Origin of the sequence: Mesorhizobium sp. CA13, assembly GCF_020165235.1 — a bacterium.
Lineage (GTDB): Bacteria > Pseudomonadota > Alphaproteobacteria > Rhizobiales > Rhizobiaceae > Mesorhizobium.
The window spans coordinates 327,229-343,194 of sequence record NZ_JAIUHS010000004.1; the positions used below are offsets into that span (position 1 = coordinate 327,229).

The window sequence follows — 15,966 nt, forward strand, 5'->3', positions numbered from 1 at the left end:
CTCCAGCAATTTCGCAATGCACCATTTGGCTCTTTTGCGAAACCGTGGCGGGATTATTTCGAACTCATAACGAATGTCAAACGAAATATCACAAGCCCGTGAAAGCGCTACAGCATCCTCAATCGAGCGAGGTTTCGATCAGTTGAACCTCGGCCTCCTGGCAGATCTTGCGCACCGAGGGGATATCGCAGCGGTCGGTGATGAAGGTGTTGACCTGCGACAGATGGCCGATGCGAACCGGCGCTGTGCGCTCGAATTTGGTCCGGTCGGATACCAGGATGACGTGCCTGGCATTGGCGATGATGGCTTGCGCGACCTTGACCTCGCGGAAATCGAAATCGAGCAAGGCGCCGTCATGGTCGATTGCCGAGGCGCCGATGACGGCGTAGTCGACTTTGAACTGCCTGATGAAATCCACCGCCGCCTCGCCGACGACCCCGCCATCGGAGCCGCGAACCACCCCGCCCGCGATCACCACCTCGATCGAAGGATAGATGCGCATCCTGTTGGCAACATTGATGTTATTGGTGATGACCATGAGGCCGCTGTGATCCAGCAGCGCCTTGCTGACTGACTCCGTCGTGGTGCCGATGTTGATGAACAACGAGGCGTTGTCCGGGATCAGCCTGGCGGCCGCGCTGCCGATCGCCTCCTTCTCCTCGGCGGCGATCTTGCGCCTGGCTTCGTACTCCATGTTCTCGATGCCGGAAGGAAACAGGGCGCCGCCATGGATGCGCGACAGCAACCGCTGGTCGCAAAGATCGTTGAGGTCCTTGCGGATGGTTTGCGGCGTGACGTTGAAGTGGGTGGCCAGATCGTCGACCAGAACGCGGCCATGATCCTTGGCCATTTGGACGATTTCGGCATGGCGCGGCGACAGATACATCTGAAGACCTTCTGCTTTCGTTTTTCTTGACCATAGACGAAAACGAAAGCAATGAAAAGGCGTGAGCCGGCTAATGGAAACCGCATGATAGCAAAGGCAAACTTCGTCGCAGTTCCGACTCAGCCGGTTCAGGTTAGTCCGCGCGCGATTTCGGTGATGGAGGCAAAAGCCGAATCGACATCCGCCGTGGTCGCCTCGAACTGGCCGACCTGGAAGCGGATGGCGACGCGCCCGTTCACACTGGTCTGTGTCAGGTAGATGCGTCCGTCATCATTGATCGCATTGACCAGCCGGAGATTGTGGTCGTCGGCATCGGCTCCCTCCGCCTTGTGCCGGAACGAAAACAGCGACAGCATCGGCTCGGTGACGATCTCGAAATCCGGCTCGCTGGCCAGGCGCGCTGCCAGGCCTTCGCTCCAGGCGACGTGGTTGCGGATCATCGTGCGCAGGCCTTCCAGCCCATGCGCGCGCAGCAGGAACCACAGTTTCAGCGCGCGGAAGCGGCGTCCGAGCGGCACCGACCATTCGGAATAGTTGATGATGGCGTCATGACCGTGCGTCTTCAGATAATCCGGCTTGATGGCGAGCGTCCTGACATGGCTTTCGGGGTCGCGCAGGAACTGGATCGAGCAATCGAACTGTGCGCCAAGCCATTTATGCGGGTTGAAGACGATGGAATCCGCCTGCTCCACACCAGCCCAGAAATGCCGGTATTCCGGGCAGATCATCGCCGATCCCGCCCAGGCCGCATCCACGTGAAGATAGACCCCGTGGCGTTTGGCGATCGCGGCGACGCCGGCGATATCGTCAGTGCCGCCAGTACTGGTGCCGCCGACGCAGGCGATGATACCCGCGGGCAGCAGGCCTGCCTTCTTGTCGGCGACGATCGCCGCCTCGAGGGCCCCTATGTCCATGGCGCGAAAGCGGCCGGCGACTGGAATGCGCACGAGATTGTCCTCGCCGATGCCGGCCACCCAGATCGCCCGGTCGATCGAGGTATGCACCTGATCCGACGAATAGATGCGCGACCGCGCCTGCCCCGCCAGGCCCTTTTTGTTGCCTTGCCAGTCGAGCGCCCGTTCGCGCATCGTCAGGACCGCCGCCAGCGTCGCCGATGAGGCAGAATCCTGGATGACGCCGGAAAAGCCTTCCGGCAGGCCGAGCGCCTGGCGCATCCAATCGACAGCCCGCGTTTCGAGCTCCGTCGCCGCCGGAGACGTCTGCCATAGCATGCACTGCGCGGCCATCGCCGAGACCAGATACTCAGCCACCACAGAAACTGGTGCCGCATTGGCCGGAAAATAGGCGAAGAAGCGGGGATGCTGCCAATGCGTCATGCCCGGCACGATCTTCTCCTCGAAATCGGCGAAGATCCTGTCCATCGGCTCCGCGTCTTCGGGCGGCGACGCTTCTATGCTCCTGAATATGTCGCCGGGCTCGATCCGCGGCCGCACCGGGCGCTGGCGCAGCGTTTCGCGATAGTCGGCGCCCCAGTCAGCGGCCCGCCGCGACCATTGCCGGAAATCATCACTGTTCATCCTGTCCTCCCGACATGATCGCTTCACCGGCGCCCTTCGCCCCGGTTGTCAAAAACCACTGTTAAACATTGCAGCCACCGGAGAAATCCGGCGCGTCCTTATCCCGGAAAATCCGGCAGACTGGCAAACGCCGTCTTCAAGGCGCTCGACCAGCCCTCGGAGATCGTGCGGTAGTACGGGTCGTCATGGCCGATCCGCTTCTTCAACCCGACCTGGAAGGCGTCCTTTTCCAGGAAAAGCAGATCCAGCGGCAGCCCGACCGACAGGTTCGACTTCAGCGTGGAATCGAACGACACCAGAAGCAGCTTCACGGTCTCCGCCAGACTCATAGACCGTTCATAGGCACGGATGATGATCGGCTTGCCGTATTTGGTCTCGCCGATCTGGAAAAAGGGCGTGTCATCCGTCGATTCGATGAAATTGCCCTCGGGATAGATCATGAACAGGCGCGGTGCGCTGCCCTTTATCTGGCCGCCCAGGATGAAGGAGGCGTTGAAGTAGGAATCGGCCTTGTCGCCGGCGGGCGAGGAATGGGCGATGACGTCCTTGACGGTTTCGCCGACCAGCCGCACGGTCTGGTACATGGACGGCGTTTCGAGCACTGCCGCGTGGCGATCCGCCACTGCTTTCGGGCGCTCGTCGAGCATGCTGATCACGGCCTGCGTCGTCGCCAGATTGCCGGCCGACATCAGCACGATGACACGCTCGCCGGGCTCTTCCCAGACATGCATCTTCTTGAAGGTGGAGATCGAATCCATGCCGGCATTGGTGCGCGTGTCCGACATGAACACGAGCCCCCGATCGATCTTGAGGCCGACGCAATAGGTCATGATTACTCTTCCGGCGGTCAATCTTGCGGGATTACTGCTCTACCGTGACCGTGACCGCAAGCTGTTCTTCCGCCTGCCCAAGCCGAATTCCCGAAACCGGCGAGGCGTCGCGATAGTCGCGGCCGATGGCTACCTTCACATAGCGTTCATCGGGAGAAATACCGTTGGAGGCGTCGAAAGCAACCCAGCCGAGGCCCTGGACATGCGCTTCGGCCCAGGCGTGGCTTGCTGCCTGCTCTACGGCGGCGTCCATCATCAGATAGCCGCTGACATAGCGGGCCGGAAAACCCATGGCGCGCGCGGTGGCTGCAAAGATGTGGCTATGGTCCTGGCAAACTCCGGTTTTTAGCCCCAGTGCCTCCTCCGCCGGTGTCGACGCATTGGTGGCGCCCGGCGTGTAGGCGACCCGCTCGGAGATGATCGCCATCAGACGGTGCAGTCTTTCGATGTCGGTGCCTTTGCCGACTGTCTCGGCGAGTGCGCGAATGCCATCGCCGATCATGGTCAAAGGCGTCTCCTGTGCGAACAGCCAGAGCGGCGCGAAGCCCTGATGCGGCCCGCAAACGCCCGATGTATCGCGCGTCACCACCTCGCCCGATGCCTCGACCGTAATGAAATCATGGTCACCCTCGACGCTCAACAATCGGGTGTCATTGCCGTAATGGTCGGTAAATCGCACTTCCTCGCGCGCGCCGTCCACCTTCAGGGCCCAGGACAGCACCGTCTGCGTCCGCCCGCTCACCGGAAGCAGCCGTAGCCGCTGCAGCAGGTAATGCACCGGTGCATCGTAACGGTATTCGGTCCGATGGGTGATCTTGAGCCGCATGGCCTCCTCAATAGAACCTGTAGTCCTGCGCGATCTCGTCGCCGAGCCTGGTGTTGTCGCGAATGAAGCCGGCAAGGAATTCATGCAAACCGGCGTCGAAAATATCCTTGATCGAGCCTGCCCGCAGCATGGCCTGGGTTTTTTCCGCCGTCGCATGGCAGGCATGGCGCTCGCCATAGTCGTCGCCGAGGAACTTCAGGTGCTCGGCCAGGAAGCGATAGCAGAAGGTCAGCGATCGCGGCATGCGCACATTGAGAATCAGGTAGTCGGCGATGTTGGTCGGCTTGTAGTCGGCATCGTAGACCCAGCGATAGGAGCGATGCGCCGATACCGAGCGCAGGATCGATTCCCACTGGTAATTGTCGAGCGTCGAGCCGACCCAGGAAATCGACGGCAAGAGCACGTAGTACTTCACGTCGAGGATGCGCGCCGTGTTGTCGGCGCGCTCGACATAGGTGCCGAGCTGCGAGAAATCGAAGATCTCGTTGCGCAGCATGGTGCCGTAGAACGAGCCGCGGATCAGCGCCGTTTCGCGCTTGATCGCATCGAGCACGCTTGGCAGGTCACGCTCGTCGATCGGCCTTGCCAGCATGCGCTTCAGCGCCATCCAGGCCTCGTTGATGCTTTCCCAGGTCTCGCGCGTCAGCGCGGTGCGCACCATGCGGGCATTGTTGCGTGCCGTCTCGATCGACGACATCGTACTCGACGGGTTCGACGTATCGCGCAACAGGAAGTCGGCTACATCGGCCGCCGTATAGTCCTGGTATTTCTGCGTGTAGGCGACGTCGGAGCCGGCGCTGAGCAGCACCGAATTCCACTCTTCCGACGCGCTCTGGGTGCGCGTCAGCGCCATGCGCAAACCGGCATCGACCAGACGTGCCATGTTTTCCGAACGCTCGATATAGCGGTTCATCCAGTAGAGCCCGTTGGCGGTGCGGCCGAGAAGCATGTCAACGTGCCCCGATGAGCGAATAGCGAATAGCGAGTAGCGAATAGCGCAAAGAAATTTTCATGATTTCTGTTGCAGGCTCCTGATCATCGAACGCAGCATCTTCCCAATTTCGTCAGTCTGGCCAAGCAAGTTGGCGGCCTCCGCTTCGATCATCAATCCTACCTCCCCACACAGGATGATATGTGTCTCCAACTCCTTTAAGGAGCCCTGTGCCACGCGAAGAAACTGAATGAAGGCTCCTGTACTTTCTCGTCCATGACCTTCAGCGACGTTCGCTGCGATGGAAGCCGCCGAGCGTCGTATCTGAGAGGTCATTCCGTATACTTCGCTGTTCGGAAAGCCTTTCGTGGCCGCGTAGCAATTCACTGCCAACGCTAGGGCCGCCTTCCAAACAATAAGGTCCCTGTAGGAATTAATCGTTGTCGTATCCCCTCTTTCCCCACTCCCCACTCCCTACTCCCTACTCCCTACTCCCTACTCGCTATTCGCTCTTTCAATCATCCAGCACCCAGGTATCCTTCGTGCCGCCGCCTTGCGAGGAATTGACCACCAGCGAGCCCTCCTTGAGCGCGACGCGCGTCAGCCCGCCCGGCACGATCTGGATGCGGTCGGAGACCAGCACATAGGGCCTCAGATCGACATGGCGCGGGGACAGGCCCTTTTCGGTCAGGATCGGACAGGTCGAGAGCGCCAGCGTCGGTTGGGCGATGTAATTGGACGGCTTGGCCTGCAGCTTCTTGGCAAAATCCTGGCATTCCTTCTTAGTCGCCGCCGGTCCGACCAGCATGCCGTACCCGCCGGAGCCATGCACTTCCTTGATCACCAGCTCATCAATATGTTCGAGCACGTATTTCAGGCTGTCCGGCTCGGAACAGCGCCAGGTCGGGATATTGCCGAGGATCGCCTTGCGGCCGGTGTAGAATTCGACGATCTCGGGCATGTAGGAATAGATCGCCTTGTCGTCGGCGATGCCGGTCCCCGGCGCATTGGCGATCGTGATGTTGCCGGCGCGGTAGACATCCATGATGCCCGGCACGCCAAGCGCGGAGTCCGGCCGAAAGGTCAGCGGATCGAGGAAGGCATCGTCCACCCGGCGATAGAGCACGTCGATCTGCTTGTAGCCTTCGGTCGTGCGCATCGCGACATGGCCATCGACCACGCGCAGATCCTGTCCCTCGACCAGTTGCACCCCCATCTGATCGGCCAGGAAGGCATGTTCGAAATAGGCGGAGTTGTAGCTGCCGGGCGTCAGCACGGCGATGGTCGGCGTACCCTTGGCGTTCTGCGGCCGCACCGCCGCCAGCGACTGGCGCAAAAGCTGCGGATAGTTCTCCACCGGCCGCACCTTGATCTGTTGGAACAGCTCGGGGAAGAGCTGCATCATCGTCTCGCGGTTTTCCAGCATGTAGGAAACGCCCGACGGGGTGCGCGCATTGTCCTCCAGCACGTAGAACTCGTTTTCGCTGATGCGCACGATGTCGACGCCGATGATGTGGGTGTAGACGCCCGCGGGCGGCCTGACCCCGATCATCTCGGGCAGGAAGGCTTCGTTCCTGGCGACCAGGTCGCGGGGAACGCGTCCGGCCCGCAGGATTTCCTGGCGGTGATAGATATCGTCGAGAAAGGCGTTCAGCGCCTGCACGCGCTGCTCGATGCCTTGCGTGAGGCGGCGCCACTCATTGCCAGAAATGATGCGCGGAACGATGTCGAAGGGGATAAGTCGCTCGGACGCTTCCTGCTCGCCATAGACGGCGAAGGTGATGCCGGTTTTGCGGAAGACGCGTTCGGCGTCCTGCATTTTCTCGGTAAGCCTGGCCGGGTCCTGCTCTTTCAGCCAGCGATCGTAAGCCGAATACGGTCTTCTAAGTCCGGAGACCTCCGGAAGCATTTCATCGAACGCTGCCAATCGCATACTCCCCTGTGACGCCATTTCACTGGCGCCGCCGGAGAAAATCAAGCGCAATCGGTGATTTGAGGAATGCGGGCGATCAGTATGTCGCCCCTGCCTAAAATTGAGGCAGCTGAAATACGGGCTTGGTCAGGCTTTGCCTCATGCTCGGGCAAATGCGCCCGACGCTAGAAGGCGCGAAAGGTGACGACGGTGAACGTGTCCTTGATGCCGGGGAGAATCTGCACCTTCTCGTTGACGAAGTGGCCGACATCCTCCTCGTCGTCGACATAGAACTTGGCGAGCAGGTCGTAATTGCCGGCAGTGGAGTAGATTTCCGAGGCGATCTCGGCATCGGCGAGCGCGCTGGCAACCTCATACGACTTGCCAAGCTCGCATTTGATCTGCACGAAAAACGCCTTCATGGCTTCGCCCTGCTAAACGTCCAATCCAAGCGGCCCTTCTGGCAGACTGGAGGCGGGCTTTCAAGCGCTGGAACGGTACTTAGCCAGTTCGGGGCGTTGGCCACGCTCCCGCAATTCCGCCAAGGCTGCCTGGACTTCCTCGCGGGACAACACTGAATATTCGCCGCCGGTGAAACCCTGAAGCGCCACCAAACGTATGTTAGGATGCCTGCACGGCAGGATTTTTTCGAAGGCAAGTTCTCGAAAGACAACGGAAACAGCTATGCGCCGCACGTTTTTCGCATTCGCATTCGTTCCTCTCTTCCTGCCATCGTCGGTGTTTGCCGGCGAGGCTGAGGTCAAGGCGGCGCAAGCGGCCATTGACGGCCAGCTGAAAGCGTTCCTCGCCGACGACGGCGCCACCGCCTACAGCTTCGCCTCACCAAACGTGAAGCGGATCTTCCCGACCGTCGACACCTTCATGAACATGGTGACCAACGGCTACGCGCCGGTGCGCAACCCACGGAGCTATTCGTTCGGCAAGGTCGAGGAGACGGGTCCGACCTCGATCATCCAGCAGGTGCTGATCGTCGGCCCTGACGGCAAGGACTACGAAGCTGTCTACACGTTGGAGCGACAGCCCGACGGCACGTTCCAAATCACCGGCTGCAGCCTGCGCGCGTCGAATTCGCTGAGCACCTGAACCGTCACAGCGCCGGGATATCGCCCCTCGCCCAGCCCTGGGCAATTTCGGCAGCGCGTGCCTCGAAAGTGCCGGTCTCTATCGCGGCGCGTATGTCCTGCATCAGCTTCTGATAATAGGACAGATTGTTCCAGGTCAGAAGCATCGCACCGAGCGCCTCTTGCGAGCGCACGAGATGGTGCAGGTAGGCGCGGGAATAATCGCGTGCCGCCGGGCAGTCGCTTTCCTCGTCGAGGGGGCGCGGATCGTCGGCATGGCGGGCGTTGCGCAGATTGACCTTGCCGCGCCTTGTATAGGCAAGCCCATGCCGGCCGGCCCGCGTCGGCATTACGCAGTCGAACATGTCGATGCCGCGCGCCACCGATTTCAAGATGTCGTCCGGCGTGCCGACGCCCATGAGATAGCGGGGTTTGTCATCAGGCAGTTCCGGGCAGGTGATGTCGAGCATGTCGAGCATGACCGCCTGCGGTTCACCGACGGCAAGGCCGCCAACCGCATAGCCTTTCAGATCCATCGCGCTCAGCGCTTGCGCAGAACGCACGCGCAAAGCCGCGTTATCGCCGCCTTGTACGATGCCGAACATCGCCTTGCCGGGCTGGTCGCCGAACGCCGTCTTGCAGCGCTCGGCCCAGCGCAGCGACAATTCCATGGCGCGCTCGATTTCCTTGCCCTCCGCGGGTAAAGCGGTGCACTCGTCGAGCTGCATCTGGATGTCTGAATCGAGCAGGCCCTGGATCTCTATCGAACGTTCCGGCGACATTTCGTATGCAGCGCCATCGATATGCGAGCGGAAGGTGACGCCCTTCTCGGTTAATTTCCGAAGCTTCGACAGCGACATCACCTGGAAGCCGCCGCTGTCGGTCAGGATCGGATGCGGCCAGCGGGCGAACTCGTGCAGGCCGCCGAGCCGCGCCACGCGTTCGGCGCCGGGCCGCAGCATCAGATGATAGGTATTGCCCAGGATGATATCGGCGCCGACGCCGCGCACCTGATCCATGTACATCGTCTTGACCGTGCCGCCGGTGCCGACCGGCATGAAGGCAGGCGTCCGGATTTCGCCGCGCGGCATGCTGATCAGGCCGCGCCGCGCCTTGCCTTCGGTCGCCAGCACCTTGAAGGTGAACGTCTCAGCCATTGAATTCCTTGTCGTGTACCGGTGCGCCCGGAGCCTGTTCGTCCAGCGACTGGCGATAGTGGATGCAGCCGCGCATGAATTTTGGCCAGGGCGGCACGGCGATTGCCGGATCGATCTTCTCGGGCAGCAGCTCCCACAAATCGGGATGATGCCAGCAAAGATCGTGCCCCGATGCATCGCGATGCTGGCGAATGCCGGCGCGCAATTTTTTGACTTCGGCGATCAAACTGTCGCGGTCCAGCCTGTCGAGGTCATCGTCCATCGCTCATCTCCGCTCGATAAAGCAGGCTTGCATCTCCGTAGGAGTAGAATCTGTAATCGTGCCCAATGGCATGCGCATAGGCGGCGCGCATCGTCTCGAGGCCGCTGAAGGCCGAAACCAGCATGAACAGCGTCGAACGCGGCAGATGGAAATTGGTCATCAGCATGTCTGCGGTGCGAAAACGGTAGCCGGGCGTGATGAAGATATCGGTCGGCCCGGACCATCCAGCCAGCACGCCATCCTCTCGCGCGGCGCTTTCCAGCAGGCGCAGCGAGGTCGTACCGACGGCAATGACGCGCCCGCCCCTCGCCTTCGCCGCATTCAACGCGTCGGCTGTTGCCTCGCTGACCGAGCCGACCTCCGCATGCATCTTATGGTCGGCGGTGTCGTCCGCCTTCACCGGCAGGAACGTGCCGGCGCCGACATGCAAGGTGACGAAGCGGCGTTCGATCCCCTTGGCGTCGAGCGCGGCAAACAGCTCGGGCGTGAAATGCAGGCCGGCCGTCGGCGCTGCGACGGCGCCTTCCTCCCGGGCATAGATGGTCTGGTAGTCGGCCCGGTCGCGCTCGTCGTCGTCGCGCTTCGAGGCGATATAGGGCGGCAGCGGGATGTGGCCGACCGCATGCAGCGCCTCGTCGAGGAAAGGGCCCGACAGGTCGAAACCGAGCAGCGCCTCGCCCGCCTCGCCCTTTTCGATCACCGTGGCGTCAAGCTGGCCGAGGAAACAGGAATTGCCGTCATGGCCGAAATGGATGCGGTCGCCGACGGCAACGCGCTTGCCCGGCCGCATGAAGGCCAGCCAGCGGTCCGGCGCCACCCGCATGTGCAATGTGGCTTCGACCTGCGCCGCCGCCTCGCCGCGCCGCCTGATGCCCTTGAGCTGCGCCGGAATGACCTTGGTGTCGTTGAAGACCAGCACGTCGCCGGCCTGGAGCAGGGAAGGCAGGTCGCTGACCGTCCGGTCCGAAACCCCCTCGCCCGGCCTGACCACCAGCATCCTGGCGCTGTCTCGCGGCTCTGCCGGGCGAAGCGCGATACGCTCTTCCGAGAGGTCGAAATCGAACAGATCGACACGCATCAGAAGAGCCTGATAAGCAGCGCCCCGGCCAGAAGCAGCACCGCGCCGGCCACGCGGCCGAGCGAGATTTCGCGAACCGCGACGCCGAGGAACCCGACGCGGTCGATCAGCATGCCCGCCAGCAACTGGCCTGCCACCAGGAACGCCATCAGGGCGGCGGCGCCGATGCGTGGCGTCAGGATGGTGGATAGCGTGACGTAGAAGCCGCCCAGCATGCCGCCGGCGATGAACAGCCAGGGCGCGGGCGCCTTCCAGTCGAGCGAGATGCCTTGCAGTCTCACCACCGCGACGGCAATGATGCCGAGCACGATGGCGCCCGACAGGAACGAAAACGCAGCCGCCGCGACCGGGAGCCCCAGGCCGCGCGCCAACTGCGAATTGATCGGCGCCTGAATGGCTATGAAGGCGCCGGACAGGATGCCGAGAAGCGACCAGACGACGCCCATCATTGTCCCGTCGCCTTACTTGACGTCGGCCGCGACCTTCAACGACACGATCTTGTCGGGATCCTGCACCGGCTCGCCGCGCTTGATCTTGTCGACATTGTCCATGCCTTCGATGACCTGGCCCCAGACCGTGTACTGGCGATTGAGGAAGGCTGCATCGTCGAAGCAGATGAAGAACTGCGAATTGGCCGAGTTCGGATTCTGCGAGCGCGCCATCGAGCAGGTGCCGCGGCCGTGGTTGGCATTGGAGAATTCGGCCTTGAGATCCGGCTTGTCGGAACCGCCCATGCCAGCGCGAGAAGGCGCGAAAGAGGGCTTGCTCGAATTGCCGAACTTGACGTCGCCGGTCTGCGCCATGAAGCCCTCGATGACGCGGTGGAAAACCACGCCGTCATAGGCGCCTTCGCGTGCCAGTTCCTTGATACGGGCGACATGGCCGGGCGCCAGGTCGGGAAACAGTTCGATGACGACCTCGCCCTTGGTCGTTTCCATGATGAGCGCGTTTTCGCGATCCTTGATGTCGGCCATGTCTGATATCCTTTTCAAAAAACAGAACTATTTGTCGCCGGCGATGCGCACCTTGATCATCCGGTCGGGATCGGTGACGGTGCCGTTGTCGGCCTCGTCGCCCTTCTTGATATGATCCACCAGTTCCATGCCGCTGACGACATTGCCGACGATGGTGTACTGCCCGTCGAGCGGCGGCGCCGGCGCGAACATGATGAAGAACTGCGAGTTTGCGGAGTTCGGATCCTGCGAGCGGGCCATGCCGACCACGCCGCGCTTGTAATGCTCGGTCTGCGAGAATTCGGCCGGCAGGTCCGGCAGGTCGGAGCCGCCGGTGCCGACGGCCTGGGCGTTGAAGCCCTTGTTCATGTTGCCGAATTTGACGTCGCCGGTCTGCGCCATGAAGCCGTCGATAACCCGGTGGAAGGCGACGTTGTCATAGGCATGCTCACGCACCAGCTTCTTGATCTGCGCGACATGCTTGGGCGCGAGATCGGGACGCAGCGCGATGGTCACGTCGCCGTCCTTCAACGTTATGATCATGGTGTTTTCCGGGTCGGCGGCATAGGCCGAGACCGATGCGGTCACAAGACCGGCAAGCACGATGAGGAACGAGGCGAGCTTTTTCAGCTGCATGGTCTTCTCCGAGAAACCTATTTTGCGAATTTAGCGGTGAGCGCACCGGCAACGGCGGCCGGCACGAAGGGGCGGATGTCGCCGCCCATCGAGGCAATCTGGCGGACAAGTGTGGCGGTAATGGTGCGCACCGAGGGGCTGGCGGGCAGAAAAACCGTCTGCAGCTCAGGCGCCATGGTTTCGTTCATGCCGGCCATCTGCATCTCATAATCGAGATCGGTGCCGTCGCGCAGGCCGCGGATCATGATCGAGGCGCCCTGTTTCCTGGCCGCATCGATGACCAGCCCGTCGAAGGCGACCACCTTGATGCGCGTGCCGTCGCGGCCGAATTCGGCCCTGGTCGCGGCCTCGATCAGTTCGACCCGTTCCTCGAAGGAAAACAGCGGCTTCTTGCCGGGATGGATACCGATCGCCGCATAGACGATGTCGGCCACGGCCAGCGACGCCTTCAGCACGTCGAGATGGCCGTTGGTCAACGGGTCAAAGGAGCCGGCATAAAGGGCAATGCGCTCGGTCATGCCGGTGCTTCTAACGGGCGCGCGGACGGAAGGCAAATCTCATTGATGCGATCCCCGTGAACCTTTTGCCGGGATGAACGACAGATGAATGCGCCGATCACGAACGCTTCACGCAGCGTTCACTACCTTGCCCCTTTAAGAAGATGAAACCAAAGTCCCATTTAACCGTTGTAAGGCGCAGGAGAACACGCAAATGCTGATCTACATGCTCGCCACCGCAATGACCGTCGCCATGCTGATCGCCACCGTATTTGGGCTGCATCAGGAGGCCCAGCGCGTCCGTATCAAGACCAACGCCAAACGCTTCGAAGGGTTCGGCCCCCGCAAGCCGTACCGTCACTACTGAATTTACCCGAAGTTGTTGCGACGCGCCGGCCGATTGGCCGGCGTTGCCATGTCTGGGCCAAGCCAGACCTATTGCGCGTCTTCCGGGCCGGCGTCCGCCGTCGGATCGATCTCGACACCAACCTCGACGATTTCTTCCTCGTCCGATTGCGGCTCGGAAATCCGCTCGACCGAAACCACCTTCTCGCCTTCCGCCGTGTTGAAGATGGTCACGCCCTTGGTGGCGCGGCTGGCGAAGCGGATGCCGTTGACCGGCACCCGGATGACGGTACCGCCATCCGACACCAGCATGATCTGGTCGTCATTGCCGACCGGGAAAGTCGCCACCAGCCTGCCGATCTCGGCCACCTTCGACACATCGGTGGCGCGGATGCCCTTGCCGCCGCGTCCTGTCAGACGGAAATCGTAGGACGACGAGCGCTTACCGTAACCGAATTCGGTGACCGTCAGCACGAACTGCTCATGCCCTTTCAACTCTTCATAGCGGAGATCTGGAAGTTCAGCTTCTTCGCCAACCTCTTCATTGGTCAGCGTGATCTCTTCCTCTTCGCCAGCCGCGATGCCCGCCGCGAGACGCCGTTCGGCGGCCGAACGCTTGAGATAGGATGCGCGCTCGCCGGGCGATGCCTCGACATGTTCGATCACCGCCATCGAGATCACCCGGTCGGTATCGGACATGGCGATGCCACGCACGCCGACCGAATTGCGGCTCTGGAAGACGCGCACGTCACTGACCCGGAAGCGGATGCACTGGCCGGAGCTGGCGGTCAGGAGCACGTCGTCATTGTCGGTGCAGGTCTCGACGCCGAGGATCTCGTCGCCCTCCTCCTCCAGCTTCATGGCGATCTTGCCGTTGCGGTTGACCTGGACGAAGTCTGAGAGCTTGTTGCGGCGCACCGTGCCGCGCGTGGTGGCGAACATCACGTCGAGCTCGCCCCAGCTCGTCTCGTCCTCCGGCAGCGGCATGATTGTGGTGATGCGCTCGCCCTGCTCCAGCGGCAGCATGTTGATCAGCGCCTTGCCGCGCGACTGCGGATTGCCGATCGGCAGGCGCCAGACCTTCTCCTTGTAGACGATGCCGCGCGAGGAGAAGAACAGCACCGGCGTGTGCGTGTTGGCCACGAACAGGCGGGTGACGAAATCCTCTTCCTTGGTCGACATGCCCGAGCGACCTTTGCCGCCGCGGCGTTGCGCCCGGTAGAGAGACAGCGGCACGCGCTTGATGTAGCCGGAGTGGCTCACCGTCACGACCATGTCTTCGCGCTGGATCAGGTCCTCGTCTTCCATATCCGCGCCGCCCTCGCTGAGCTCGGTGCGGCGCGGCGTGCCGAATTCGTCGCGCACGGCCGCGAGCTCGTCCTTGACGATCTGCTGGACGCGGGCGCGGGACGACAGGATGTCGAGATAATCGACGATCTCGGCGCCGATCGTGTTCAACTCGTCGGCGATTTCGTCGCGGCCGAGAGCGGTCAGGCGCTGCAAGCGCAATTCAAGAATCGCGCGCGCCTGTTCCTCGGACAGATTGTAGGTGCCGTCCTCGTTGATGCGGTGGCGCGGGTCGTCGATCAGGAGGATCAGCGATTCGACGTCGCCGGACGGCCAGCGCCGCTCCATCAACTGCTCGCGCGCCGTCTGCGGGTCCGGCGCGGTACGGATCAGCTTTATCACTTCATCGATGTTGGCGACGGCGATTGCGAGGCCGACCAGTACATGGGCCCGGTCGCGCGCCTTGCGCAGCAGGAACTTCGTGCGCCGGGTGACCACCTCCTCGCGGAAGGACACGAATGCCCTCAGCATGTCGGTCAGCGTCAGCAGTTCGGGCTTGCCGCCATTCAGCGCCACCATGTTGGCGCCGAAAGAGGTTTGCAGCGGTGTGAAGCGATAGAGCTGGTTAAGGATGACGTCGGCCACGGCGTCGCGCTTCAGCTCGACGACGACCCGATAGCCCTGGCGGTCGCTCTCGTCGCGAATGTCGGAAATGCCTTCGATACGCTTGTCGCGCACCAGTTCGGCCATCTTCTCGATCATCGACGACTTGTTCACCTGATAGGGAACCTCGGTGATGATGATCGATTCGCGGTCATTGCCGCGCGCCTCGATGTTGACCTTGCCGCGCATGACGATGGAGCCGCGGCCGGTCGAATAGGCGCTGTAGATGCCGGAGCGGCCGAGCACGATGCCGCCGGTCGGGAAATCCGGCCCCGGGATGATTTCCATCAACGCCGGCAGGTCGATGGCCGGATTGTCGATGATGGCGATCGCGGCGTTGCAGACTTCGCCCAGATTGTGCGGCGGGATGTTGGTGGCCATGCCGACGGCGATGCCGCCCGAGCCATTGACCAGCAGATTGGGAAAGCGCGCCGGCAGAACCTTCGGCTCGCTGCCGGAAGCATCGTAAGTGTCCTGGAAATCGACCGTATCCTTGTCGATATCCTCCAGCAGTTCATGCGCGACCTTGGTCAGCCGCGACTCGGTGTAGCGCATGGCCGCCGGCGGATCGCCGTCGATCGAGCCGAAATTGCCTTGCCCGTCGATGAGCGGCACGCGCAGTGACCAGTCCTGCGCCATGCGCACCAAGGCGTCATAGATAGAGGCGTCGCCATGCGGATGGTATTTACCCATCACATCGGCAACCGGGCGCGCCGACTTCACATACTTGCGGTTCCAGTGATAGCCGCTCTCATGTGCGGCGAAGAGAATGCGGCGATGCACCGGCTTCAGGCCGTCGCGCACGTCGGGCAGCGCGCGGCTGACGATCACGCTCATGGCGTAATCGAGATAGGAGCGCTGCATCTCCTCGATAATCGAAATCGGCTCGATGCCGGTGGGGCCGCCGTCGGCGCCGCGCGGTGTTTTTTGGTCGGTCAAATCGGATCACAATCTAAACAGGAATCACTTGCCGTATATATAGGAAGCGCGGCCGAAACTCCAATGTCGCCGGCACTTTTCCAGTGTCGGTTTTGGCGGTGATTTCAAAAGGATACCGGTGATTGCGACGATATGGCCGAGATG

Annotated in this window: 18 protein-coding genes; 2 read left to right on the plus strand and 16 right to left on the minus strand. The window is 61.9% G+C overall.

Annotated features, from left to right (window positions below):
- Window positions 1–118: 118 nt before the first annotated feature.
- From LB566_RS13030 to LB566_RS13065, 8 genes are all read right to left on the minus strand, one after another.
- A complete protein-coding gene (locus LB566_RS13030) occupies window positions 119–886 on the minus strand; it encodes a DeoR/GlpR family DNA-binding transcription regulator (RefSeq protein WP_140515319.1) in 768 nt (255 codons plus the stop codon).
- Between the two features lie 128 nt (window positions 887–1,014).
- On the minus strand, window positions 1,015–2,424 hold the full coding sequence (locus tag LB566_RS13035) for a pyridoxal phosphate-dependent decarboxylase family protein (RefSeq protein ID WP_224624681.1): 1,410 nt from the start codon (window positions 2,422–2,424) through the stop codon (window positions 1,015–1,017).
- A gap of 98 nt (window positions 2,425–2,522) precedes the next feature.
- Entirely contained in the window at window positions 2,523–3,254 is a 732-nt protein-coding gene (locus LB566_RS13040) for a peptidase (RefSeq protein WP_140548271.1), read from the minus strand.
- Window positions 3,255–3,285: 31 nt separating this feature from the next.
- Entirely contained in the window at window positions 3,286–4,080 is a 795-nt protein-coding gene (locus tag LB566_RS13045; protein WP_224624682.1) for a transglutaminase domain-containing protein, read from the minus strand.
- Between the two features lie 7 nt (window positions 4,081–4,087).
- Window positions 4,088–5,029, minus strand: a complete 942-nt coding sequence (locus LB566_RS13050; RefSeq protein ID WP_224624683.1) for an alpha-E domain-containing protein — start codon at window positions 5,027–5,029, stop codon at window positions 4,088–4,090.
- Between the two features lie 60 nt (window positions 5,030–5,089).
- Window positions 5,090–5,482, minus strand: a complete 393-nt coding sequence (locus LB566_RS13055; protein ID WP_318012843.1) for a four helix bundle protein — start codon at window positions 5,480–5,482, stop codon at window positions 5,090–5,092.
- 43 nt (window positions 5,483–5,525) lie between these two features.
- Window positions 5,526–6,938: a circularly permuted type 2 ATP-grasp protein gene (locus LB566_RS13060; RefSeq protein ID WP_224624684.1), complete on the minus strand. Its 1,413-nt coding sequence runs from the start codon at window positions 6,936–6,938 to the stop codon at window positions 5,526–5,528.
- Between the two features lie 170 nt (window positions 6,939–7,108).
- Window positions 7,109–7,345 (minus strand): Lrp/AsnC family transcriptional regulator, encoded by a 237-nt coding sequence (locus LB566_RS13065; RefSeq protein ID WP_010909609.1) that lies wholly within the window; start codon window positions 7,343–7,345, stop codon window positions 7,109–7,111.
- Between the two features lie 262 nt (window positions 7,346–7,607).
- Here LB566_RS13065 and LB566_RS13070 point away from each other — a divergent pair, with 262 nt between their 5' ends.
- Window positions 7,608–8,027 carry a DUF4864 domain-containing protein gene (locus tag LB566_RS13070; protein ID WP_224624685.1) on the plus strand — a complete coding sequence of 140 codons (420 nt, stop codon included), beginning with the start codon at window positions 7,608–7,610 and terminating at the stop codon, window positions 8,025–8,027.
- 4 nt (window positions 8,028–8,031) lie between these two features.
- On the opposite strand, the gene tgt is transcribed toward LB566_RS13070, so the two are convergent.
- From tgt to coaD, 7 genes are all read right to left on the minus strand, one after another.
- Window positions 8,032–9,162, minus strand: a complete 1,131-nt coding sequence (gene tgt / locus LB566_RS13075; protein WP_224624686.1) for a tRNA guanosine(34) transglycosylase Tgt — start codon at window positions 9,160–9,162, stop codon at window positions 8,032–8,034.
- Window positions 9,155–9,424 carry a hypothetical protein gene (locus LB566_RS13080; RefSeq protein ID WP_224624687.1) on the minus strand — a complete coding sequence of 90 codons (270 nt, stop codon included), beginning with the start codon at window positions 9,422–9,424 and terminating at the stop codon, window positions 9,155–9,157. Before LB566_RS13080 ends, tgt begins: the two co-directional genes overlap by 8 nt.
- Window positions 9,414–10,502: a tRNA preQ1(34) S-adenosylmethionine ribosyltransferase-isomerase QueA gene (queA, locus tag LB566_RS13085; protein ID WP_224624688.1), complete on the minus strand. Its 1,089-nt coding sequence runs from the start codon at window positions 10,500–10,502 to the stop codon at window positions 9,414–9,416. The genes LB566_RS13080 and queA overlap by 11 nt, the downstream gene beginning before the upstream one ends.
- Window positions 10,502–10,951, minus strand: coding sequence for a DMT family transporter (locus LB566_RS13090; RefSeq protein WP_140515312.1), 450 nt, complete (start codon window positions 10,949–10,951; stop codon window positions 10,502–10,504). Before LB566_RS13090 ends, queA begins: the two co-directional genes overlap by 1 nt.
- A gap of 12 nt (window positions 10,952–10,963) precedes the next feature.
- Window positions 10,964–11,476 (minus strand): peptidylprolyl isomerase, encoded by a 513-nt coding sequence (locus tag LB566_RS13095; RefSeq protein ID WP_140548255.1) that lies wholly within the window; start codon window positions 11,474–11,476, stop codon window positions 10,964–10,966.
- Window positions 11,477–11,503: 27 nt separating this feature from the next.
- A complete protein-coding gene (locus tag LB566_RS13100) occupies window positions 11,504–11,998 on the minus strand; it encodes a peptidylprolyl isomerase (protein ID WP_224624758.1) in 495 nt (164 codons plus the stop codon).
- Between the two features lie 110 nt (window positions 11,999–12,108).
- A complete protein-coding gene (gene coaD, locus LB566_RS13105) occupies window positions 12,109–12,609 on the minus strand; it encodes a pantetheine-phosphate adenylyltransferase (protein WP_224624689.1) in 501 nt (166 codons plus the stop codon).
- Between the two features lie 193 nt (window positions 12,610–12,802).
- On the opposite strand from coaD, the gene LB566_RS13110 reads away from it, so the two are divergent.
- Entirely contained in the window at window positions 12,803–12,955 is a 153-nt protein-coding gene (locus LB566_RS13110) for a hypothetical protein (protein ID WP_140548251.1), read from the plus strand.
- A 68-nt stretch (window positions 12,956–13,023) separates the two neighbouring features.
- Here the strand turns inward: LB566_RS13110 and gyrA are convergent, their stop codons facing one another.
- The gene (gene gyrA, locus LB566_RS13115; protein ID WP_224624690.1) at window positions 13,024–15,822 is read right to left on the minus strand and encodes a DNA gyrase subunit A; all 2,799 of its coding nucleotides are present in this window, start codon (window positions 15,820–15,822) and stop codon (window positions 13,024–13,026) included.
- Window positions 15,823–15,966: the final 144 nt, after the last annotated feature.